The 22,163-nt window shown below is 61.6% G+C and carries 16 protein-coding genes and 2 pseudogenes; 9 read left to right on the top strand and 9 right to left on the bottom strand.

The window, feature by feature from the left end; genetic code table 11:
• A pseudogene (locus KDL09_RS10610) lies at positions 1-820 on the bottom strand (hypothetical protein); the annotation flags it as partial.
• Positions 821-1,189: 369 nt separating this feature from the next.
• Positions 1,190-1,501, bottom strand: a complete 312-nt coding sequence (locus KDL09_RS10615; RefSeq protein WP_294384608.1) for a hypothetical protein — start codon at positions 1,499-1,501, stop codon at positions 1,190-1,192.
• A 426-nt stretch (positions 1,502-1,927) separates the two neighbouring features.
• Here KDL09_RS10615 and KDL09_RS10620 point away from each other — a divergent pair, with 426 nt between their 5' ends.
• The 4 genes from KDL09_RS10620 to KDL09_RS10635 all read left to right on the top strand — a co-directional run bounded on the left by KDL09_RS10620 (position 1,928) and on the right by KDL09_RS10635 (position 5,664).
• Entirely contained in the window at positions 1,928-2,386 is a 459-nt protein-coding gene (locus KDL09_RS10620) for a hypothetical protein (RefSeq protein ID WP_294384610.1), read from the top strand.
• Between the two features lie 11 nt (positions 2,387-2,397).
• The gene (locus KDL09_RS10625; RefSeq protein WP_294384612.1) at positions 2,398-2,796 is read left to right on the top strand and encodes a hypothetical protein; all 399 of its coding nucleotides are present in this window, start codon (positions 2,398-2,400) and stop codon (positions 2,794-2,796) included.
• 191 nt (positions 2,797-2,987) lie between these two features.
• Entirely contained in the window at positions 2,988-4,982 is a 1,995-nt protein-coding gene (locus KDL09_RS10630; protein WP_294384614.1) for a DUF6600 domain-containing protein, read from the top strand.
• Positions 4,983-5,112: 130 nt separating this feature from the next.
• A complete protein-coding gene (locus KDL09_RS10635) occupies positions 5,113-5,664 on the top strand; it encodes a hypothetical protein (RefSeq protein WP_294384616.1) in 552 nt (183 codons plus the stop codon).
• Positions 5,665-5,868: 204 nt separating this feature from the next.
• Here the strand turns inward: KDL09_RS10635 and KDL09_RS10640 are convergent, their stop codons facing one another.
• Positions 5,869-7,125, bottom strand: a complete 1,257-nt coding sequence (locus tag KDL09_RS10640; RefSeq protein ID WP_294384618.1) for a hypothetical protein — start codon at positions 7,123-7,125, stop codon at positions 5,869-5,871.
• Positions 7,126-7,213: 88 nt separating this feature from the next.
• Between KDL09_RS10640 and KDL09_RS10645 the strand changes: the two genes are divergently transcribed.
• Positions 7,214-8,905, top strand: coding sequence for a 4-alpha-glucanotransferase (locus tag KDL09_RS10645; RefSeq protein ID WP_294384620.1), 1,692 nt, complete (start codon positions 7,214-7,216; stop codon positions 8,903-8,905).
• Positions 8,906-8,917: 12 nt separating this feature from the next.
• On the opposite strand, the gene KDL09_RS10650 is transcribed toward KDL09_RS10645, so the two are convergent.
• On the bottom strand, positions 8,918-9,691 hold the full coding sequence (locus tag KDL09_RS10650) for a L,D-transpeptidase family protein (RefSeq protein WP_294384622.1): 774 nt from the start codon (positions 9,689-9,691) through the stop codon (positions 8,918-8,920).
• Positions 9,692-9,871: 180 nt separating this feature from the next.
• Here KDL09_RS10650 and KDL09_RS10655 point away from each other — a divergent pair, with 180 nt between their 5' ends.
• Positions 9,872-10,498 (top strand): hypothetical protein, encoded by a 627-nt coding sequence (locus KDL09_RS10655; protein WP_294384624.1) that lies wholly within the window; start codon positions 9,872-9,874, stop codon positions 10,496-10,498.
• A gap of 12 nt (positions 10,499-10,510) precedes the next feature.
• On the opposite strand, the gene KDL09_RS10660 is transcribed toward KDL09_RS10655, so the two are convergent.
• The 3 genes from KDL09_RS10660 to KDL09_RS10670 form a co-directional block, all read right to left on the bottom strand.
• Positions 10,511-11,881 carry an alkaline phosphatase family protein gene (locus KDL09_RS10660; protein WP_294384625.1) on the bottom strand — a complete coding sequence of 457 codons (1,371 nt, stop codon included), beginning with the start codon at positions 11,879-11,881 and terminating at the stop codon, positions 10,511-10,513.
• Between the two features lie 72 nt (positions 11,882-11,953).
• On the bottom strand, positions 11,954-12,406 hold the full coding sequence (locus tag KDL09_RS10665) for a hypothetical protein (protein WP_294384626.1): 453 nt from the start codon (positions 12,404-12,406) through the stop codon (positions 11,954-11,956).
• A gap of 46 nt (positions 12,407-12,452) precedes the next feature.
• Entirely contained in the window at positions 12,453-13,802 is a 1,350-nt protein-coding gene (locus tag KDL09_RS10670; RefSeq protein ID WP_294384627.1) for a PQQ-binding-like beta-propeller repeat protein, read from the bottom strand.
• A 65-nt stretch (positions 13,803-13,867) separates the two neighbouring features.
• On the opposite strand from KDL09_RS10670, the gene KDL09_RS10675 reads away from it, so the two are divergent.
• The 3 genes from KDL09_RS10675 to KDL09_RS10685 are packed head-to-tail and all read left to right on the top strand — an operon-like array spanning position 13,868 to position 20,297.
• Positions 13,868-14,944, top strand: coding sequence for a hypothetical protein (locus KDL09_RS10675; RefSeq protein ID WP_294384628.1), 1,077 nt, complete (start codon positions 13,868-13,870; stop codon positions 14,942-14,944).
• The gene (locus tag KDL09_RS10680; RefSeq protein WP_294384629.1) at positions 14,941-15,789 is read left to right on the top strand and encodes a squalene/phytoene synthase family protein; all 849 of its coding nucleotides are present in this window, start codon (positions 14,941-14,943) and stop codon (positions 15,787-15,789) included. Before KDL09_RS10675 ends, KDL09_RS10680 begins: the two co-directional genes overlap by 4 nt.
• 53 nt (positions 15,790-15,842) lie before the next feature.
• Positions 15,843-20,297 carry a discoidin domain-containing protein gene (locus tag KDL09_RS10685; RefSeq protein ID WP_294384631.1) on the top strand — a complete coding sequence of 1,485 codons (4,455 nt, stop codon included), beginning with the start codon at positions 15,843-15,845 and terminating at the stop codon, positions 20,295-20,297.
• A gap of 38 nt (positions 20,298-20,335) precedes the next feature.
• Here KDL09_RS10685 and KDL09_RS10690 read toward each other — a convergent pair whose 3' ends face one another.
• On the bottom strand, positions 20,336-21,748 hold the full coding sequence (locus KDL09_RS10690) for a DUF1501 domain-containing protein (RefSeq protein ID WP_294384634.1): 1,413 nt from the start codon (positions 21,746-21,748) through the stop codon (positions 20,336-20,338).
• 92 nt (positions 21,749-21,840) lie between these two features.
• Positions 21,841-22,163 (bottom strand): annotated as a pseudogene (locus KDL09_RS10695) (malate dehydrogenase); the annotation flags it as partial.

Genomic DNA, 22,163 nt, shown 5'->3' on the forward strand with positions numbered 1-22,163 from the left:
GGCTGTAAACGGCGACCGCATAGTGGCCGTATTTCTTGAAGCGGATCTTCACGCAGTGGCAGCCGTCCCCCTGCTCGGTCTTCAGGGTGAACTCCGGCCGCGTGTGCTCCGTCGCGTCCTCCTCGCCCACGATCCGCAGGTCCAGGCCCATGGCCTCCGTGTAGCCCGCCTTGCTCTTGATGCCCTGCACCAGCAGGAAGGTTCGGTCCAGAGCTCCCGGCGGCACCGCCGTCAGGCTGCCCGGCAGGGTGGGCGGCGTCGGCGCGGTGTAGGTCGGGAAGGCAAAATCCTCGCCCCCGGTCCCGCCGGTCAGGTCGTCGATCGCCGCCGTGCAGGACGGGGCGAAGTTGCGCACGTTGGTGATCCAGTCGCCCAGCGCATAGGCCAGGACGAGGTTGTCCGCCACGGCGGCGTTCACGTCGGCCGTCACCAGCCCGAGGGCGGTGGCGTAGCCGGGCAGCTTCGTGGCGAAGTTCGTGTGCCACTCCGGCTGCTGGGGCAGGAGTTTGGGGTAGTAGGGCTGGCGTTTCATGGTTGGTTTCTTGCGTTTGCGGTTGGGGATGAGGAGACTGGCCGGGGAGGCCGGCCCCCAGAGGGCTCCGGAATTCCAGGTGCTGCCGTCGTTCCACGTCGGCATCACCCGGCCCTCCGGTGAAATGGAAAAGCCGCTTTCCGGCGCGGCTCCGGCAGGTGCCGGAGCGTCCCCGGCAAACTCCGGCGGAGTTCCGGCACGCACCGGCGCGGATCGGGCAAACTCCGGCGCGGTTCCGGCAAGCACCGGCGGAGTTCCGGCAAACTCCGACGCAGCTCCGGCAGGCACCGGCGGAGTTCCGGCAAACTCCGACGTAGCTCCGGCAAGCTCCGGCCTGAGACCGGCAGACTCCGGCGGGGTTCTGGCAAGCTCCGGCGCGATTCTGGCAAGCTCCGGCCTGAGTCCGGCAAGCTCCGACGCGATTCCGGAAAGCTCCGGCGGGGCTCCGGCAAAGTCCGGCGTGATTCCGGCAAGGAACGGTGCCGTGCCGGCAAAGAACCCGGTCGTGATGACAGCCTCCTCCCGCCGCCTGCCGGGCGGTCGGTCGCCGGAGGTGCGGGGCGGGGGACGGGCGTCGCTTGCATGGCACAGCCTGCCATCCGTCGGCGGCCTGGCGATGCCGGTTTCCCGTGCATCGCGCTGGCGCGTTTGTTGCTCTCAGAGCAGGAACTGCAGATATTCCAGCAGCACCGAGAGCTCCCACGGGTAGCGCAGCGTCCAGCGCGGATCGTCCGTGTGCTCGCGCCGCTGCCGGCGGCGGTATTTCCGCATCCAGCGGCGCGTGAGTTTTTCCAGTTCGTCCGGAAAAAAGCCCAGCAGCAGCGCCACCTGGGCCACCGTATGGCGGCCATGCAGGCACAGGCCGTTGAGGTAATCCCGCAGCGACTGCCGGCCCACGCCGCACTCCCGCGCCACCCAAGTGGGGCCCAGCTCGTGGCGTTTCAGCAGGCACCGCACCACCCAGACCATGCCCCGGTGCAACCGCTCCACGTCCAGCTTCCTCCGCCGCGGCAGCGGCCGCCCCGCCCGGTTCGCCGTCCGGGGATTCGTGGAGGATGAAGACGCCTTCGCCTGCATAGTCACGCGCGGTGATTGGGGCCACGATTCTGTGGCGCTCCCCGCGATTCGTAAATTGGCAGACCTGCCAATAAACCGCACTTTTTTGGGCCTAGGGATTGGCCGAAAGAGACGAAAAAAGGAAAAGAGGGATGGGGCTGCAGAACGCCGAATCTCCTGTATTGGGTTCCCACGACAATGCCGACGAGCCCCGACCTCACTTCCGCCCGCAATCTGGCCTACCAAGGTGTGGGACGGAACTTGCTCCAGTTTCAGCGTCTGGAACTTTTGCTCAAGTATCTTCTCGCACGTCATCAAGGCTCCTACACCCACGAGACCATGGCCGATGAGCTGAAGCGACGTGAGGAGGCGGTGGAGAGGAAGACCTTGGGGGTGCTCGCGGGAGATTTGTTCGAACAATTGATCCTGAAACCGGCCGCTGGCGATTTCGTGACTGCCGATGACGTTGCCCCCGGAGAGGCCTCGCATCGCTTTGGCATCACGATTACCGAGGAGCTCCACCAGGAGTGGCAATCCCGGCTCAAAGGCTTGGTCGATGAGCGCAATCGGTTGGTGCATCTGTCGCTGTTGACTTGGGATTTGAACACGCTCGAGGGCTGCCAGGCCGTGATCGCAGCCCTCGACGAGCAGCGCGGGCGGATTGCGACGGAGTTCGAACAAGTGAAACGCTACCACGAGTTCTTTACCCAATGCCTGAAGGAGCTGCATGAAGACATGATGGCGGAGGGAAACGCTCCTGTGGGATTGGCCCCTTGTGGACAGCGGTTCAGTGTTTAACTCACGTCACGATGGCCGCCTGCACCCAATTCACCTGCTCCCACTGCGGCTTCAAGGTTGACGCCTGGAGCGACGGCAATCCTTACCTGACGGACCGCGACGGGAAGCGGCATTTCTTTTACCATCCGGGGGACTACTGGGAGCCGCGTGCGTTTTACCAGCAGCAGACGGGCTGCGACGAGGTGCGTGAGGACGAATACCTGGCTTTCTGGAAGGAGCGTGGTGGCAACGAGGGTGACTGGCTCTGCCTGCAGTGCGGACGTCAGACGCGGCGTGATCCGAAGCGTGATCGCATGCGTTGCACGGGCTGCAGCAAACCGAAGCTGCGAAACACCAACCGTCTCGAAGGCCGCACCTGCCCGAAGTGCAGGAAGGGAATCTTCCGCGGCGAGATGACCGCGATCTCGTGAGTGGTCTTTTCATCGACGTGTCGCTTCTGAGTGGAAATGGGACGCGACGCAGCGCGTTCCTACCGGAGGATGGGAGGGCAAGGCTCCGGCCTTGCCGAAGTGGGCAGCGCAGGAGTGCCGCCCTCCGATGAGGAGGGATGAATATCCCAGCGGGGAATGCGTCGAGTACGGGGACAACCCATTGTTCTCCCATGAAAACTCTCGCCTTGGCGTTCACTTCTTTGTTCATCGTGCTGGCTCCGGTCTCCCGGGTGGAGGCGCAGTCGGGCTACGATGTGTCGATCGACTTTTTTTACGATGCGCTGCAGCCTTACGGGGACTGGGTTTACATCCCGACCTACGGCTACTGCTGGGAGCCTTACTCAGGACTGGTGGGGCCGGGGTGGCAGCCGTACACGGACGGTTACTGGGCTTACACGGACGCGGGCTGGACGTGGATGACGGACGAGCCGTTTGGCTGGGCGACGTATCACTACGGCCGCTGGATGATCCATGCGGGGCACTGGTGCTGGGTGCCGGGCTATGACTGGGCGCCGGCGTGGGTGTCGTGGCGGCAGGGGCCGCAGTACATCGGCTGGGCGCCGCTGCCGCCGGATGCGTTCTGGGTGCTGAGCCTGGGCTTCGGCGCGTGGACGGACGTGTATTATGACATCGGCCCGGGCTGGTACAATTTTGTGCCGTATCAATCGTTCGCCTGCAGCACGTCGCTGCGGCCCTATGTGGTGAACCGCTCCTACAACGTGAATTTCATCAGCCAGTCGGTGAACATCACGAACATCACGTACAACAAACAGGTGGTGAACCACATCTTCGTGGGCGGGCCGGACGTGAACCGCATGGACCAGATGGGCCGCATGCCGGTGCCGCGCTACCAGCTGCGCCGCGATGACTCGGGCCTGCGCAACGACTGGCTGCGCCGCGACGGCGACCGCGATCCGCGCCATCTCTTCCATGTGGACCGCGGGCAGCTCATCGTGGCCGCGCCGCAGATCCGCCGTGACGAGCACCCCGGCCTGCCGAGCCGCGTGCGGGAACGTTTCACGCAGCCGGAGATCGACCGCGGCTGGGCACATGCGGGAAACAGCGAGCAGGGCCGTCACTTGCAGAGCCTGCGCGAGCAGGCGCGGCGCGAGCTGCCGAAGAATCTGCCGGCGCGCCAGCCGGTGATCGCCACCAGCAACACGCCGCCGCCGGCGGTGGGGCGCACGCTTTCGACGACGGAACGCCACAACCACGGCGGCTACGCGGCCCGAACGGAGGAAGTGCGCCGCGCGATGCCGGAGGTGAGGCCGACCGTGCCGGAAGTACGCCCGAGCGTGCCGGAGATCCGCCGCTCGATGCCCGAGGTGCGTCCGAGCGTTCCAGAAGTTCGCCGGAGCCTGCCCGAAGTGCGTCCGAGTGTGCCTGAGGTAAGGCCCAGCGTGCCCGAAGTGAGGCCGAGTGTGCCGGAGATTCGCCGTAGCCTGCCCGAAGTGCGTCCGAGTGTGCCCGAGGTAAGGCCCAGCGTGCCCGAGGTTCGTCGGAGCGTGCCGGAAGTAAGGCCGGGCGGGCCGCAGCAGCGTCCGTCGTTCATTCCTCAGCCTAACGAGCAGCAGCAGGCTCAGCAGCGATTCCAAGAGCATCAAATGCGCGAGCAGCAGCGGATGCAGCAGCAACAGCAGGCGGAGGCACAGGCGCAACAACTGCAGCAGCAGCGTGAGATGGAGCAACGCCAGCAGGCACAAATCCAGCAGCAGGCCCAGCAGCGGATGCAGGAGCAGCAGCAGCGTGAGCACGAGCAGCGCCAGCAGGCACAAATCCAGCAGCAGGCTCAGCAGCGAATCCAGGAGCAGCAACAGCGTGATTTTCAGCAGCGCCAGCAGCAGATGCAGCAGCAGCGGGAGCATGAGCAACGCCAGCAGGCACAGATCCAGCAACAGCAGGCGCAGCAACGAATGCAGGAGCAGCAGCGTGATTTTCAACAGCGTCAGCAACAGGCTCAGGCTCAGGCGCAACAGATGCAGCAACAGCAGGCGCAGCAGCAACAGCAGGAGTTCATACGGCGGGCTCAGCAGCAGGCGCAGCAGGCTCAGGAGCTGGCACGGCAACAGATGCAGCGGTTCATGCCTCCGCAGCAGCAACAACCCCAGCAACAGCCGCCGGCTGGCGCGCCGCCGATGGGCGGACGCCACGGCCGTGGTAAGTAGGAGGGCAAGGCTCCGGCCTTGCCGAAGAAGTCGGCAACGCAGGAGCGTTGCCCTCCTGCGAGTGAAGAACGAATGAGTCTGCGACGCGAAAGCACGTGACAGACTCGCAGCCGGTGCGGAGATTTCTCGAATGAGACACATCTTCTTCTGCCTGATCGCATGGATGGGATTCCTGCCCTCTTGGGGACATGCACGCCTTGATGACACGGAACGTCGGTGTGTTGAGCGCTACGGTAGCGCCGAGCGTCCGAAGCAGCGGGTGATCATGCCTGAACCGCTCGTCTCCGGAGCCACGGAGTCCACCTATCACTTCCAAGGATGGGCGCTGCGCGTGGCGTTTCTCGACGGGAAGGTGGTGGCACAGGAGTATCAGAAGGAGCTGCCGCATCCTTCCGGCAAAACGATCAAGGCGGAGGAACTGCAGGCGATCTTGGAAGCTGAACAGAGCGGCGGAGCCTGGGAACGCAGTGCGACCCATCCGTTGAAAGCTGACAAGCCGGAGATGATCATCGGCACCGCCCTGTTGGGCGGGATGCATTGGAAACGCAGTGACGGTGCCGGTGCGACATTGACGCCCATGGCTTACACCATCGTGTTTTACTCGAGGGAAGGGATTCAGGCTGCGCTACGGGCAGAGGCAGCCAAGGAGCAGAAGCGCCGCAAGTCGATGCCGAAGTTTTAAGCGGCGGACGTGCCGTGAAGGGCAAGGCTCCGGCCTTGCCGAAGGCGAAAATGGGACGGGAGCGCGGACACTCTTGTCCGCTGTTTGGAAGATGCGGACAAGAGTGTCCGCGCTCCTTTCTCTCCTTGGACGCGAATTCTCCTGCTCGTCCCCGACAGGCTGACAAAGTGGGACGCGACGCAGCGCGTCCCTACCTGGAGGGTGTTACCGCCACCAGGCGGGCAGGTCGGTCATCGTCTCTTTGAGGATGGAGCGGATGGCCAGACGTTCGGCAGGAGGAATGTGGGCATGCTGGGCATCAGGTTGCTCACGGAGGTAGAGGGCCATGTGGTAGTAGACGCGTTCCTTGAGCTCCTTGGGTGCCTCCTTCCACGTGTCCGTATAGAGCATGTAGCTGCAGCGATGTTTGAACATGCGTGTCTTGAGATCGAGGTCCTTGAGCGAGAGGCCGGCCTTGGTCTGTTTGCGGTCGCGCAGGAAGTCCTGCACGTAGGCGGGGTCTCCGACGATGCCTTTGCCGGGAAACTTCGCCTCGTCGGCGAACACGATGTAGCGCGCGAGTTCTTCCGCGCGCTCTTCGATCTCCGCTTTCGCGGCGGCTCCGAGCAGGCCTTTGGTTTCGAACTTGAGCTGGCGCACGGTGTAGATGGCATAGACGAGGCGGTTCTCGAAGCCCATCTGGTGCTCGTTCATGAGGTTGGGCAGGATGTCGCTGGTGGGCAGCAGGTGCAGGCTGAGGTCGGAGTACTGGCCGGGCTCCACGGGGACGATCTGATTTTTGCCGGCGTTCGGGACGCCCATCACGTTGGCCTTGTTGTCGGTGATGTTGTGCTGGCCGGTGAGGTGCCAGCCGCCGAAGCGCAGGTTCAGCGGGATCTGATGCCCCTGCACATCACGACGATAGGTCTCGAGGCTCGAGCCCGCGCGCGACACGAGCAGCGATTCGGCGATGAGCCCCGGCAGTCTGCGCGTGGCATTGCCGGCATGGCAGTTCATGCACTTGGTGGAGCGCGTGACGTTGGGCACCGGACCGCCGGGACGCAGGCGGTCGAAGACGTAGAACATCGGCCCCATCTCGGGATCCGCGGCAATGATTTCCACCAGTCCGCCGGGCACCCAGCCGAGGTAGGTGTCCTCGTTGAAGTAAAGGGCGCGCGGATTGCGCGGGTTGATGATCTCGCTCTGCAGCGAGCTGGCGGAAAACACCATGATCTGCGAGCTGATCGGAATGTTCAGCGCCTCGAGCAGGCTGGTGAGGAAGGCCTTGTCGTTGGTGGTGTCGAGCCTGACCTCGCCTTTCTGCGCCTTTGCCTGCAGCTCGGCGAAGCGGTCCCGCGGCTTCCATTCGAGGTAGTTGTGCGGCTGGGAGCGGAAATCGATCACACGCGGCTCCTTGGTCTCCGCAGCGGTGGCGGCGGAGATGGTCAAAAACAGCAGCATCGTCAGGGATCGGGAACGCATCGTGCTCTATACGCTTGCGAAGTTACCCAAATCGCACCAGACAACACCAAACATTTGTCCTTTTTCATTCCGGTTCGTCCCTCTTCTCATGCCCACCATCCAGCCACGCCGCGCAGGCATTCTGATTCCCGTCTTCGCTCTCCGCACTCCTGAGGATCTCGGCATCGGCGACATCGGAGGCGTGCGCCAGCTCGTGGACTGGGCGGCGGAGACGGGCCTCGGCTTCGTGCAGTTCCTGCCGATCAATGCCACGGGCAGCGACAGCAGCCCCTACAACGCGATCAGCTCGGTGGCGCTGGATTACCTGACGCTCGAGCTCACGCCTGCGGCGATTCCGGAACTGGATGAGAAGTTTTACCGCACGATCACCGGCATCCTGCGCGTGGACCTGCTGCGGCACGGATCGGTGAACTACCCGAAGGTGCGGCGGCTGAAAAACACCCTGCTGCGCCGCGCTTTCAGCCAGATCGAACAGCAGCCGGAGCGGATGCGCGAGTTCGAGGCGTTCTGCATTCGCGAGGCGTCATGGCTGGATGACTTCTGTCTCTTTAAGGTGCTCATGGAGGTGCACGGCCATGAGGACTGGACGAACTGGCGCGAGAATCTGAACAGCGCCGCCAAGGCCCGCGCCTGGCGCGATGCGAACGCCGACGAGGTGGATGACCGCATTCTGTTCCACGCCTACGTGCAGTGGCTGTGCTTCAGGCAGTGGGGCGAACTGCGCGCCTACGCGAACGGGAAGGGGGTCAAGCTGATGGGCGACATCCCCTTCGGCATCTCCTGGTGCAGCGCCGATGTGTTCTTCCAGCCGGAGCAGTTTGACCTGAACTGGTGCGGCGGCGCACCGCCGGAAACCTACTTCAAGGACGACTACTTCGTGCAGCGCTGGGGCCAGAACTGGGGCATCCCGCACTACCGCTGGCACGTGATGGAACAAGGCGGCTTCCAGTGGTGGCGGCGGCGCACGCAGAAGCTCGTCGAGGTCTTCGACATCTTCCGCATCGACCATGTGCTGGGCTTCTACCGCATCTACAGCTTCCCGTGGCGGCCGACGCGCAATGAGGAGTTTTGTTATCTCTCGGATGACGAAGCAAAAGCGCTCACCGGCGGCCGTCTGCCGCACTACATCGAGCACGGCGACGACACGCCGGAGCACAAGGCGGTGAACCTCGCGAACGGCGACAAGTATCTGCGCATGATCCTCGACGCGGCCGCAGGCAAGGCGGAGGTGGTGGCGGAGGATCTCGGAACCGTGCCCGACTATGTGCGTCCGCATCTTCTCAGCCTCGACATTCCTGGATTTAAGGTCTGCCAGTGGGAGAGCGACGACCAGGGGCGTGTCGTCATGGGCAGCACCTATGACAACTGCGCCTTCACGACCTACGCAACGCATGATCACGAACCGATGAAGACGCATTGGGAACATCGCCGTCGCGATGCGGCGAGCGCCGATGAGGGACAGCGCGCGCTCGGTCAAAAGGAATTGCGGGACTTGGCGGAGTTCGCCGGGCTGCGTTTCTCCTCCGATGGCTGGCCTGAATACGACACCCACATTCGTCGTGCTCTGCTGGAGGCGCTGCTGACCAGCAATGCGCGCTTTGCCGCCTTCATGCTCACGGACCTCTTCGGTCTCGAAGACCGTTTCAACGTTCCCGGGATCGCCGCCACCAGCAACTGGAGCGCGCGCCTGCCGATGACGGTGGCCGAGATGAGAGCTGCTTCGCCGTGGAAGGAAGAATGCGACTGGCTCAAGAAGGCGATTCAGCGTACCGAACGCTAGAAAGTTCTGCGATCAAGGCAGTCCCCATGCGGCGCGCAGAGCGGCATAGTCGGCTTTGGGCAGCAGGACGTAGTGAGGAGAGGCCTTGGGATCGAGCCAGCGAAGCAGGCGGACGAGGTCAGTCTCGGCCATGGTCGTGCAGCCGGCGCTGGGCGTGGAGGGTCCGCGGCGGACGTGGAAGAAGATCGCGCTGCCGTAGCCGGGGGCCGCAGGCTGCTGGTTGTGGCGGATTTCGAGCATCCATTTGTAGGCCGCGTCCCCAAGCCGCATCTTTTGTTTTTCAAACCAAGGCGGAATGCCCTGACGCGGATCGATGCGGACATGACGGTTGTAGTAAGGCGAGGCCGAATCATCGACGTAAGCGTCCCATGGGCCGACCTGGATGTAGGGCCAGCGGGAGCCGCCGGGTGGTGTGGCGGCATAGCCGAACAAAGAGCCCAATTGAAAAACCCCGGCGGGAGCTCTCCAGTCCTTCTCCACCTTGGCGGGGATGCCGTTCTGGGGCTGGTTGAACACACCGCGGCCCCAGGCGAGCCCCTTGCGACCGAGCAGCACGGGCACCGGCTTCTCAAACACCGCCTGCCAGGGCGCTCCGGCGGACGCGCGCTGGTAGCACTGCATGCTCGCCGTGTTCGAGTTCCACGTGGCGGCCTGGGAGACGATCACCTGCTTCACGGCGCGGCCGATCTGCGCGTGAGATTCCGATGGCAGCAGGGCGAAAATGAGGATGCCAGCCAGAGGCAGCAGCAGTGCTTTTTTTTGACGGCAAAGTTTTTGGTATTGCATGGCGAACCTGTTTCCGAATATATTCATTAAATCAACCCTGCCGGGTTAATTGGATTCAGGTTTTGGGGGTTTTTTTCCTGAGCTCCGAGTTCCGGCAGGGTTGTTTTTTTTCCCTTGGAAGACGCTTGTAATCAATCTAGCGCATTGATTCGCGGCCAAGGCGTTCTAAGGATGGCGTCCATGAACCTTCGGTGCCTGTCTGTCACTTTCGCAGCCGCGACCCTCCTCGGTGTTTCCGCCTGCTCCACGTCCTCGGTCGTCAGCCTTGATTACGTGCCAGAAAACGGGAGGATGGTCCGCGGAAGCCCCGACTTTTCAGTGGGGCAGTTCAAGGACAAACGGGGGGTGCAGGCCCAGACGCTGGGCCATGTGCGCATGCCCATCGGGCCCAAGGTCGACACCCTGCAAACCCGGCTTCCGATCAAAGACATCGTGCGCAACGCCTTTGGCTACGCGCTTGAAGCACGCGGCATGATGGCGCCGGATTCGAAGGGCCGCTACATCATCACCGGGGAGATTCACGACCTGCGTTCCCAGCTGCTCGTGCACCCCTATGGATACGCGCGCATCCGGGTGAACGTGCGCGAGGCGTCCTCAGGACGTGTGCTGTTCACCAAGGTTTACGAAGGCGAGCGCCAGAGCGGCGCGTATCGTCCCGGCAGCGGCTCGCCCGTCCCGGTGCTGCGGGAGCTGACCTCCCGTGCGCTTCAGGAGGCCGTGGATCGGGCGCTGGATGATCCGGCGATGCGCCAGCGTCTGGGAACGGGTTCAGATAGCCGCCCGCGTTACGCACCGGGGATGCTGTAGGATTGAGTGCGGCTACTTGAGCGCCTCGTTCAGCACGCGTCCGTCTGCGTCGGGGAAGGGAACGCCGAGAAGTTTCGCCATCGTCGGCGTGACGTCGATGTTCTTCATTTCATCGAGCACGACACCCTGCTTCACGCCCGCGCCGCTGATCACGAATCCGCCATAGAGGTTCGGATCGAGCTGGAAATGACCGTGCGCGCCCTTTGGCGGATCATTCGGAATGATGACTTCGCTGTCGGCCAGCGAGTCGGTGAAGGTGTAGCCGTCGGCGGCGAGCAGCACGAGATCGGGCTCACGCCCATCCTGCGCGGTGGTGATGTGGTGCAGTTTGCTGTCAAAGTCCTTGGACTCGACGACGCCCTCCACGCCTTCCAGTTTCGCGAGCTTCGGCGTGATCTGCTGGAGAATGGTTTCGCGATTCGCAGCATCGAGCACATAGACGAAGCAGGAGCCGCCTTCGGCCATGGCGAAGACCTGCGAATCGGGTGCGAGGCTCTTGCCGAGCACGGCTTTGACGAAGCCATCCTTCTTCAGCGCCGAGTTGGCGTTGATCGACTTGGTGTAGGTCACAAAGCCGTGGTCGGTGGTGATGACGAAAGCGGTTTTGTCGCGGATGCCGGCCTCTTCGGTGGCGCGCACGAGATCGGCGACGCGATTGTCCGAATCGTTCGCCGCCCAGTAGGCTTCGGCGACCTGTCGGCCATGCGCATGCTCGAAAGAGTCGAGGCTGACGAGGTGAATCGCCAGGAAGTTGGGCTTGTGCTTCTTGATGATGTGCGTGGCGAGCAGAGTGTACATGTAATCACGCTGCGCCTTGCCTGCATTGCCCGCTTTGCACCATTCCATCTGCTTCTCGATCGGGATGCCAGCTGCCCGTGCGTCTTCCAGCAGTTCCGGCGTGCCGTACTTCTCGAACAACTCCTGTTCGAACACATCCGGCACCGTCCAGTCGAGCGTTTTGGCTCCACGCGATGCGGGCCAGATCACGCCGGCTGTTTTCATGCCCGCGGCCTTGGCCGCGTCATAAATGGTCGGCGTTTTGACGATTTCGTCCTTATTGAAGAGCGGATCGGGAATGAGAGGAATCTTCTTTCGCTGCTCGCGATCGAAGTATTCGTTCGCCAGCACGCCGTGCTTGCCCGGATGCACGCCGGTGACGAGCGTGGTGTGATTCGTCCACGTCACCGTCGGAAACGAGCACTCCATTCGCTTCGAACGCACGCCGTTTGCCGCCAGCGCTTTCACCGCCGGCATGTGGCACTTGGGATCATCAAAGTAATGATGCGCCCAGCCGTCGATGCTGACGAGAATGACGTGTTCAGCGGGGGCTGCGTGAGCGAGAGTCGTCACGACGAAGAAGAGGACGAGAAGGCGTTCGAGCATGCAGCAGTATTCCTGAAGGGTGAGTGTCAACAGTGTCAGTAGGCTTAAAGTACCTCGCGACCACGAATAAACTTACCATGACGTAGAGACGAAATACACATAGCCAGAAGAGTATTTCAAGACTTGGAGGAAGTCGTCGCCACGTTCGTAACCGAAATAGGTTGTCTGTGTGGCAGGAGGAGGCGTCCACCAGTCGGGGCCGTCAAAACTAATGTCTATCAGGTTTGCAATATCGTGGTGTGCGGCTGGATCAAAGCGTTCACTCAGTCCGAGTTTTTTGGCATAGAGAGGGAGATCGATCTCTGGAAGCCTCGCCTTTATGCAGCGCACGTAATCGCCGTTCCAAGAGTCCGAGTAATGTTCCTGCACATCAGTCGCGGATTCTGGAAGCGATCGACGTGCAGTCGAAGGCATGAATTCATCCAGCAGAAATACGGTGCCGATTAGCGTCGAAATGACGCCAATCGATATTAGGCATCCACGCTTCAACCAAGGATTTGTCCTTTGTTTTGCCGGGAACGTCATGGTTCGCTAGCCAAATCATTTCCGTGGCTCTGCAATGGTGGCAGAATCACTTCCCGACGCGATACAGCTTGTCCTGCGTGCGGATGAAGAGGCTGCTGTCGCTGACGGAGATGCTGGCGCGCACGCTGGCGGCGTTGCCGTTCGGTTTGGAGCCGTCGCCCATCTCGTTGACGGAGAGAAGCTCAAACTTGTCCGGGTTGGCGCTGGCGACATAGACCTCGCCCCAGAAATTGATGCAGTACACTTTGCCATCGGCGACGGTCGGGCTGCTTTCGAACTTCGTTTTGCCACCGAGTTCGCCAGACCACAGGGCCTTGCCGGTTTTTGGTTCGAGGCAGCTCAGGATCTTCTTGCCACCGTCGAGGACGTAGAAGTGGCCTTTGTAGAACGCAGGTGTGGGCACATCGCTCGTGACGCCTTTGGGTTCGGTCTGCCAGACGGGCTGGGTTTCGCCCTTCGCATCGAGCGGCATGGCAAACACCGGTGAATTCTTCGGCGCGCAGACGATGGCCATTCCGTCGCCAACGACAGGCGAGGGGACGAGGCGGAAGAACTTGTTGTAGCCTTCACCCGGCGGGTTCCACGTGGCGATGCGGGAGAACTCCTTGCCGGTGGCAGCGTCATGAATGGTGAGCGTGTCGCCGCCGGAGATCAGCATGAGGCGCTGGCCTTTGTAGCTGGTGAACACCGGGCTGCTGAAGGCTTCCAGTGACTCAGTGTTGCCGAGGCTTGGGCGGATCTGCTTCCAAATGTCCTTCCCGGTGGCAGGATCGATGGCGAGCACGTAGCTGCTCAAATCCTTGCCAGGAGTGCCCTTCTCAAACTTGTCCTGAAACTTGAAGGTCTCGTTGCGCTGAAGCACCTGGATGTAGAGCTTGCCGCTGTCGATGGTGGGGCTGCTGCCATAAGTCCACTGCGTGGCGAAGGCTCCGTGGGTTTCCTTGAAATCACGCTTCCACACGATCTTGCCGCTGAAATCACAGGCGGCGGCGACGGCGTTGGCAAAGAGGAAGTAAACTCGGTCACCATCCGTCGCAGCCGAGGGGCTGGCGAGGTTGCTCTTGTCGTCCCACTGGACCTCGGTGCCCTCGGAGATGGTCGTGCGCCACTTTTCTTTGCCGGTCTGCTTGTCGTAGCAAAGTCCGACGAGCTTTTTCTCTTCGGCGATGGGTGCGGTCAGGAAAATGTTGTCGCCCCAGATGACTGGCACCGAAGCGGAGAGGCCGGGCATGTCCACGGCCCACTTCACGCCCTCGGTGGTGCTGAACTTCACCGGCAGTCCGGTTTCGCTCGACGAGCCGTCCTGATTCGGACCGCGCCAGTTCGGCCAGTTTTCAGCGAGAACGGCGGATTGAATCGACAACGAGGCAAGCAGTAGGGCGACGGGTAATTTCATGGCGAAGTGAGAGAAGCGAATACGTGCTGGCATGTCGAGATGTTTTCGCGAATTGATCGACAACTTTGAACCTCCTCCCATGGCAATCGACTGCGCTCGCGCTTCTCGGTTTCACCGCCGGTCTGGCGTTGCATCTGCGCTGGCATCCGCTGCGGCGGCATTTGTCGGACGCGTGGGACTTCCTTCGTCTGAGGCCCGTCCTGATCGTTTGGACTGCGGGCGCGCTGATCCTCGCATCGGTTTTCTCCGAATCATTGCGCACGCCCATTCCGCTCGCACGGCTCACGGACTGGCGTGAGATGATCCTGCCGTTGTCGCGTGATGCGGCGCAGCACATGGCGATGCTGCCTCACGTGCTGATTCCACCCTGGCCGCTGGCCTGCCTTGTTCCTGTTCTGCTCGTGTTCCTGACGGTACGCATCTGGCGCTGGCCTTATCGTTACGGAGAACGCAGGCCCGGGCCGGAGCAAAAAGTCGCGTTGCTCGTGTTCACCCTGACAGGTTTTGGCTGGCTTGCGCTTGAGGGATCGAGTTTGAGGCACATGCTTCCCGAGGGGGCTGAAACGGTGAAGCTGGGACTACGTTACGTCTTCACAGCGCTCGCCGCAGCCGGTGTTCAGGTGTGGCTGGTGAGGTTTGTCATGGCTTGGGAGAAACCTCAGGACACTGAGGCGGAGACCGATGCCACGGCGGCTCTGGAGCACGTGTTTGCCCGATGGCAGGGCGTGGCGTGGCTGGCGGGCTTCAATCTGCTCTGGATGGGGCTGCGGTTCTGGCAGATCAGCACACCCGGGAGCATTGGCGGTTGGTTGTGGATCGAAGTGCTGCTGCTGTTTGCCGCGCTTCCGGTCGCTGTGGGAGCGGTGCCCGGAACGTTCTGGCTTCAGGGAGCGGCGGCGCTGCGCATTTTGCTGCGATCTGCTGTTCCCCTGGTGCTACTCAGCATCACGTCACTTGCCGTTTTGATTCTCGCTCAATACACCTCGGCGACGACTGTTGCGTTGTCCGAGGGTTCCGCGATCGGGCGCATGATCGTGCTGCCGCTGAATGCTTTGGCGCTTGCCATGCTCGATTGCTGGCTATTGCTAACGGCCCTCCTCCTCATGCTGCGCCACGGCTTTCCACGTTCCCCCTCCGCATGACCAGCGGCACGCTTTCTACAGAACAGATCGTGCGGCGGGCAAAGTCGAACCTGGCCTTCGCCCTCGCCTGCCTGCCGAAGGAACGCCGCCGTGACATGATCTCATTCTACGCCTTCTGTCGCGTGGTGGATGACATCGCAGACGACACTCAGGTGCCTGCGGCTGACAAAGAAAAGGAGCTGAACCATTGGAAGCGCTGCGTAGAGGCGGGCGAGCCTCCGGGGCATCCCGTGCTCGACGAAATGCTGGTGCTGCCCAAGAAGTACGGCTTCCCGCGTGCTTGGCTTGGTGAAATCATTGACGGTGTCGCCAGTGACATCACCAAGACACGCTATGAGACCTTTGAGGAACTCCTTGGGTATTGCTACAAAGTCGCGAGCGTCGTCGGACTCGTGAGCATCGAGATCTTCGGACACACAAATCCCGCCACGCGGGATTACGCGATCAATCTGGGCTATGCGCTGCAGTTCACGAACATCATTAGGGATGTCGGTCAGGACGCGCGCGACACCGGACGCATCTACATTCCCAGAAAAGAATTGCGGCAGTTCGGTGTGCTGGAGAGCGAGATTCTGGACGCGCGCCCGAGCGAACGTTTCACGAAGATGATGGACTTTCAGTATGCACGCGCCCGCGACTATTACGCCGCCGCTCAGAAGGCGCTGCCGCCGGAGGATCGCAAAAGCATGGTGGCCTCAGAGATCATGGCCGCGATCTACTCGCGCATCCTCGACAAGCTCAAGCAGGAGCGCTATCCGGTCTTCACCAAACGCTGCCGCCTCAGCAAGCTGCACAAGGTGTGGATTCTCGGCAGTCATCTGATCAAGGCGCGCTTCTGCCGTTGAGAAGCACCGCAAGCAAAGTCGCTGTTTCGCGTTTCCGTCCCTCCGTTCCATTCATGAAAAAAGCCCTCGTTCTTGCCCTGCTTGCCAGCGCTTTCTCGCTGCATGCCGAAACCAAGCCTCTGAAAGCCCTGCTGATCACCGGCGGCTGCTGCCATGACTATGCGAAGCAGCACCTGATCATCTCAGAGGGCATTCAAAGCCGCGCCAATGTACAGGTGGATGTGATCTGGACCGACGACAAGTCCACCAACCCGCCGCTGCCCGTGTATGACAATCCCGACTGGGCGAAAGGGTACGACGTGATCATTCACGACGAATGCGCCGCGAGCATGAACAACAAGGAGGTGCTCACGCGCATCCTCGACGCGCACAAGACCATCCCGTCCATTCACCTGCATTGCGCGATGCACAGCTTCCGCACCGGCGAGGACCGCTGGTTCAAGCACCTCGGCATCCAGTCCGCTTCGCATGGCCCGCAGGAACCGATTGCGATCACGTTTGTCGATCCCGAGCATCCCATCACGAAGCCGCTGAAGGACTGGACGACGATCAAGGAGGAACTCTACAACAACGTGAACATCTTCGACGGTCATCCGCTCGCGATGGGCAAGCAGGTGGTCAAAGGCAAGGACGTGGACTATGTCGTCGCGTGGACGAACGAAAAAGTCGGCGCCCGCAGCTTCAGCACCACGATCGGTCACAACAACGACACCGTCGCCGATGCGCGGTACCTTGATCTCATCACGCGCGGCCTGCTGTGGGCCTGCGACAAGCTGAACGCGGATTACCTCACGCCGTTCAAGGGACAGAACAAGATCACCTTTGTTCCGGCGAAACCTGTTGAGGCTCCCAAGCCGCCTCCACCACCTCCGGCCAACGCCACTGGCATCAAGGCAACGGCGAGCAGCGAGGAAACCGGCAAGAGCAACTTCGCCTGGCGTGCGGTGGACGGCGACGACAAGACGCGCTGGTGCGCCAGCAACGCCAGCTATCCGCAATGGCTCCAGCTTGAGTTTGAAAAACCGCAGGCGCTCACCGGCATCGACAGCGTTTGGGAGAACGGCGGCGTGTATCGTTACAAGATCGAGGCCAGCGCCGATGGCAAAACATGGAGCACGCTCGTGGATGCCTCCAGCAACACGAAGAACGCTCCCTACAAGGACGACTTCGCCAAGAAGGATGGCATCAAATTCGTGAAGATCCACGCGCTGGGCAAGACCAGCGGCGGCTGGGCGAGCATTCGCGAAGTGAAGCTCAAAGGCCCGGACATCAAGGCCGTCGCACCCAAACTCAGCGACGCGCAGAAGAAAGAGCAGAACAAGGCGAACGATCCTTATGCGAAGGAAGGCAACATCACGCCGAAGATCGTGAAGCTCACGCCGGAGCAGGAGACGGCCATCTTGAAGGATGTGAAGGTGGCGGATGGCTTTGAGGTCAGTCTGTTCGCGAACAGCGCCGCTGCGAACTATCCCGTCTTTGTCGCCGCCGCACCTGATGGCACGCTCTATGTCAGCAGCGATGGCAATGGCTCGCTGGGCCGCAATCCGAAGCGTGGACGCGTGATCCGCCTGCGCGATCTCGATGGCGATGGACGCGCCGATGAAACGAAGGTCTTCTGCGAGGTCGATGCGCCGCGCGGTCTCGTGTGGGATCACGACCGCCTCTATCTCGTGCATCCGCCGCACTTGAGCGAATTCATCGATGCGGACGGCGATGGTGTGGCGGAAAAGGAGAACGTGCTCGTCAAAAACATCGCGTTCGGCTACGACCAGCGTCCTGCCGATCACACAACCAACGGACTGAGCCTCGGCATCGACGGCTGGCTCTACATCGCCGGTGGCGACTTCGGTTTCATGGACGCCGTGGGCACGGACGGGCGGCATTTGCAGCATCGCGGCGGCGGCGTGATCCGCGTCCGTCCTGACGGCACGGGTTTGGAAATCTATAGCACCGGCACGCGCAACATCCTCGAAGTCGCCATCAGCCCGCTGATGGACATCTTCGCGCGCGACAACACCAACGACGGCGGCGGCTGGAACGTGCGCTTCCACCACTTCACCGGCCTCGACGACCACGGCTACCCGCGTCTCTACAAAAACTTCAACGACGAGTGCATCCAGCCGTTGGCGGACTACGGCGGTGGCAGCGGCTGCGGCGCGGTTTACATCGACGAACCCGGCTTCGGGAAATGGAACAATGCCCCCTTCACCTGCGACTGGGGCACCGGCGCTCTGTGGCACCACCAGGTGAAACCCAAAGGCGCGACCTTTGAAGAAACCCGCAAGCCCGAGCCCTTCATCAAAATGACCCGCCCCACCGACGCCGATGTCGATGGCAACAGTCGCGTCTATTGCGCGAGTTGGAAAGGCGCGACCTTCAACTGGGAAGGTCCGGATGTCGGTTACATCGTGCAGGTCAGGCCGAAGGGCTTCAAACCCGAGCCACTGCCTGATTTCACGAAAGCGAGCGATGCGGAGTTGGTGAAGGTACTGGAGTCCGCGAGCAACCGCCGGAGGATGGAGGCGCAACGAGAACTTATTCGGCGACCATGGTCGAAATCACATCGTCTGCTCACGACCCTTTGTGTGGATCCAGCTTGTGGCCGGGGAACGCAAAGCGCAGCGATGAATGCTTATGTTCAGCACCCTGGCAAAGACGTGCCAATCGCTCTCGATAATCCACCCACAAAGAAGTCCATTGAGGCATATGTTGCGGCGTTGCGTGGGTATTGGGTAGAGTCCACGAATCCATCCGGGGGGATGCTGTTTCGGTATAGTTCGGGGAGCGGCTTCGGTCTGGGAGGTGCTGGAGGAGACGATGATTTCGAAGAAGTCTGGGGTCGAAAAACAGCAGCAGACCTTCATCAATTCGTTCGTGGCAACGCTTGGTCGAAGCCTCCTCCTGACAGTTCTATTCTCGGTGATAAGATAAGTCCTGTGTTGGAGCACATGTCCATAGCGGCGGCGCGACGTGTAATGTCCCATGTACGAGTGTTTGCACTGCTGGATGACGAGAGGGAGCTGAAGCAAGCCGCTACATTGCCTCCACCTTACCGCGATGAGATTCCAAAGCGGGTTTACAAAGAAAAGCTCAGCCACGTCCGGGCTCTAGCTGGAATGCACCAGCCCGAAGTCGTCACCGGACTCATCAAGCGCCTCGGCAAGTTCAACGATCCCGCGCTGCGCCAGGGCATTCTCGCTGCGCTGTGCCGCCTACATTTCCATGAAGGTGAGTGGAAGGGGGATTCGTGGGGCACGCGGCCGGACACGCGCGGGCCGTATTACCAGCCGGAAGCGTGGAGCGAGACGCCGAAGATCGCGGCTGCGCTGAAGGATGCGCTGGCGAAGGCCTCGCCGGAAGAGGCGGCGTTTCTGGTGAAGGAGATGAACCTCAACCGCATTCAGTCGAATGACGCGCTGGAGCGCATTCTGGTGCTCGCGAAGAAGGATGCGAAAGTGATTCCTGATGCCGTGGCGCAACTTGCGACGGCGGATGCGATTCCGGCCGATGCGGTTCCGCTTCTGCTGCAGGCGTTGAAAATGGCGGATGCCAAAACCGCGACGATTTCACAGGCAATCATCGCCCTGGCCAAAACCGACAGTGCCGAGGGTGTGAGCGCGACGCTGGCGGCCTTCGATGCGCTGAAGAAGATGCCGGAGTCCGGCAAGGACTACGAAGCGGCGACGAACGCGTTTTTCAACGCGCCGAAACTCGAGAACCATCATCAACTCGTCGAACAGATAGCGGAGAAGGTGGACGGCAAGACGTCGCTTTATGCGGATGCAGCGCTGCTCAATCTCGCCAACCGCAAGTCCGGCAGTCCGGAGTCGATTCAACTGTCGCAGAAAGCGCTGGATGCCGGCTGGGCCGATGCGAAGCGCCGGAAGCAGATCGTGGAGGCGATCGGTTTGATCAAACACATGCCGTCGGCGGGCAAGGTGCTCACCGCGTTGAACGATCCCGATCCTGTGGTGAAAAAAGCAGCTGACAACGCCGCGAAGTCGATGCGTCTGAATCGCGAAAAGGACACCACGCCGCTGGTGAGTACGCTGAAACCTGAGGAAGTGCTCGCCAAGGTCATCACCATGAAGGGCGATGTGGCGACGGGTGAAATGGTCTTCACCAAGGCCACCTGCATCGCCTGCCACACGACGAGCGAGAGCCAGCCGCAGAAGGGGCCGTATCTCGGCAACATCGCGCAAACCTACAAGCGCCCCGATCTAGCCCAAAACATCCTCGATCCCAACAAAACCATCGCCCAAGGCTTCGCCAGCGAGATGATCACGATGAAGGACGGCACGCAGCAGATGGGATTCATCACCCTGGAAGGCGCAAATGAAGTAAAACTGCGCAACATCGCCGCCCAGGAGTTCACCTTTAAAACGGCGGACATCAAAGACCGCCAGAAACTGCCGATGAGCATGATGCCGCCCGGCCTGATGATGAACTTCACGGTGAAAGAGTTCGCCAGCCTCTTGGATTACCTGGAGTCGTTGGTGAAGAAGTGAATCCAAAGTGGTCCGCACAGGGGACTGTGCGGACCACTTTACGCGATGACTTCCTTCACCACATGCCCGTGAACATCGGTGAGGCGGAAGTCGCGGCCGGCGTGGCGGAAGGTGAGCTTCTCGTGATCGAGGCCGAGCTGATGAAGGATGGTCGCATGCAGGTCGTGCATGTGGACTTTGTCCTCGACGGCCATGTGACCGATGTCGTCGGTGACGCCGTGGGAGAAGCCGGATTTGAAACCGCCACCGGCGACCCAGACGGTGAAGCCGAGCGGATTGTGGTCGCGGCCGGTGCCGTTGTTTTGCGCATAAGGCGTGCGGCCGAATTCGCCGCCCCACCAGACGATGGTGTCTTCGAGAAGGCCGCGCTGTTTGAGATCATAGAGCAGACCGGCGATCGGCTTATCGACAGCGGCGGCGTGGTCGCCATGCTTGGGCAGATTGGAATGTTGATCCCAGGCGGGGTTGTTGGAATTGTCGCCGTAATTGACCTGGATGTAGCGCACGCCCTGCTCGGCGAGGCGGCGGGCCATGAGGCACTGGCGGCCGTAGTTGTCCGTGGTCTTTTCGTTGATGCCGTAAAGCTTCAAGGTGGCTTCGGATTCGCCACTCAGGTCAATGGCATCAGGAGCCTTGTTTTGCAGCCGCCAGGCGAGCTCGTAGCTGCGGATGACGGCGTCGATCTCGGTATCGCCAGGCATGGCACGGGCGGCCTGTTCGGCGTTCAGAGCGCCGAGGAGGTCGAATTGCTTGCGCTGCTGCTCGGTCGTCCAGATCGTGTTGGCGATGTTCTTGATCGTGGATTCCTTGGCGGGCAGACCGCTGCGGCCCACGGGCGTTCCTTGGAAGACGGCGGGCAGGAAGGCGTTGCCGTAATTGCGCGGGCCGCCGTTGCCGAGACTCGGACTTATCGTGACAAAGCCGGGCAGATTTTCGTTTTCAGCGCCGAGGCCATACATCACCCACGAGCCCATGCTGGGGCGGATGAAACTCGTGGTGCCGGTGTGCAAAAAGAGCGTGGCTGGACCATGCGCGACGCCCTCGGTGTGCATGCCGTGGAAAAAGCACAGGTCGTCGATGTGCTGGTTGATGTTTGGGAAAAGATTCGATGCCCAATGGCCGGTCTCGCCGTGCTGTTTGAAGTCCCAAAGCGGCTTCATCACGCGCTGCGGCGCGCCTTTGCCGGTCTTGGCCACGATGCGGGAGTCTTCGACGTCGATGATCTTGCCGTCGTCTTTGAACAGGCGCGGTTTGTAATCATACGAGTCCACGTGGCTGACACCGCCCTGCATGAAGAGGAAGATGACGCGCTTGGCTTTGGGAGCGTGATGCGGCTTCCGGATCGCGAGCGGATTCGCCAGCGCCGCCTGACTCTGGGCCATGGCCTGCCAGGCCAGATAGCCAAAGCCGCAGCCGGTGGTCTGAAGAATGTCGCGTCGGGAGAAGGGCATGGCGAGTCAACGTGGCAGGAGAGGGTAATTTCGCCAGAAAAAAGCCCCATGGGCCACGAGGGCGCATGGGGCGTGGTGGAGAAAGCAGACGACTACTTCAGCATGTCCGCCACGAAGGAGCGCTCATCGACGAGTTCCTTGTTGGTGGCGGCGATCTTCGATTTGGCGAATTCGTCCATCTCGTAGCCGGTGATGACTTCGTAGCTGCCGGGGGTCGTGGTGCGCACGGGCATGCCGGCCCAGACTTCGGGATCGAAGCCGTAGAGACCGTTGCTCTTCACTGCGACAGAATGGATCGCGCCGGGGGTGACGAGCGAGCGGACGTGATCGACGAGCGCATTGGCTGCGGAGGCTGCGGAAGATGCGCCACGGGCGGCGATGATGGCGGCGCCGCGCTTGCCGACGGTTTCGCAGA

The sequence above is a fragment of the Prosthecobacter sp. genome, assembly GCF_020439865.1.
GTDB lineage: Bacteria > Verrucomicrobiota > Verrucomicrobiia > Verrucomicrobiales > Verrucomicrobiaceae > Prosthecobacter.

Excerpts from the sequence above, each read along its gene's own strand:
- KDL09_RS10625 (WP_294384612.1), top strand. The coding sequence starts at position 2,398 with ATGGCCGCCTGCACCCAATTCACCTGCTCCCACTGCGGCTTCAAGGTT.
- KDL09_RS10670 (WP_294384627.1), bottom strand. The coding sequence starts at position 13,802 with ATGAAATTACCCGTCGCCCTACTGCTTGCCTCGTTGTCGATTCAATCC.
- KDL09_RS10615 (WP_294384608.1), bottom strand. The coding sequence starts at position 1,501 with ATGGTCTGGGTGGTGCGGTGCCTGCTGAAACGCCACGAGCTGGGCCCC.
- KDL09_RS10630 (WP_294384614.1), top strand. The coding sequence starts at position 2,988 with ATGAAAACTCTCGCCTTGGCGTTCACTTCTTTGTTCATCGTGCTGGCT.
- KDL09_RS10690 (WP_294384634.1), bottom strand. The coding sequence starts at position 21,748 with ATGCCCTTCTCCCGACGCGACATTCTTCAGACCACCGGCTGCGGCTTT.
- KDL09_RS10645 (WP_294384620.1), top strand. The coding sequence starts at position 7,214 with ATGCCCACCATCCAGCCACGCCGCGCAGGCATTCTGATTCCCGTCTTC.
- KDL09_RS10660 (WP_294384625.1), bottom strand. The coding sequence starts at position 11,881 with ATGCTCGAACGCCTTCTCGTCCTCTTCTTCGTCGTGACGACTCTCGCT.
- KDL09_RS10680 (WP_294384629.1), top strand. The coding sequence starts at position 14,941 with ATGACCAGCGGCACGCTTTCTACAGAACAGATCGTGCGGCGGGCAAAG.
- KDL09_RS10655 (WP_294384624.1), top strand. The coding sequence starts at position 9,872 with ATGAACCTTCGGTGCCTGTCTGTCACTTTCGCAGCCGCGACCCTCCTC.
- KDL09_RS10620 (WP_294384610.1), top strand. The coding sequence starts at position 1,928 with ATGGCCGATGAGCTGAAGCGACGTGAGGAGGCGGTGGAGAGGAAGACC.
- KDL09_RS10640 (WP_294384618.1), bottom strand. The coding sequence starts at position 7,125 with ATGCGTTCCCGATCCCTGACGATGCTGCTGTTTTTGACCATCTCCGCC.
- KDL09_RS10650 (WP_294384622.1), bottom strand. The coding sequence starts at position 9,691 with ATGCAATACCAAAAACTTTGCCGTCAAAAAAAAGCACTGCTGCTGCCT.
- KDL09_RS10685 (WP_294384631.1), top strand. The coding sequence starts at position 15,843 with ATGAAAAAAGCCCTCGTTCTTGCCCTGCTTGCCAGCGCTTTCTCGCTG.
- KDL09_RS10665 (WP_294384626.1), bottom strand. The coding sequence starts at position 12,406 with ATGACGTTCCCGGCAAAACAAAGGACAAATCCTTGGTTGAAGCGTGGA.
- KDL09_RS10635 (WP_294384616.1), top strand. The coding sequence starts at position 5,113 with ATGAGACACATCTTCTTCTGCCTGATCGCATGGATGGGATTCCTGCCC.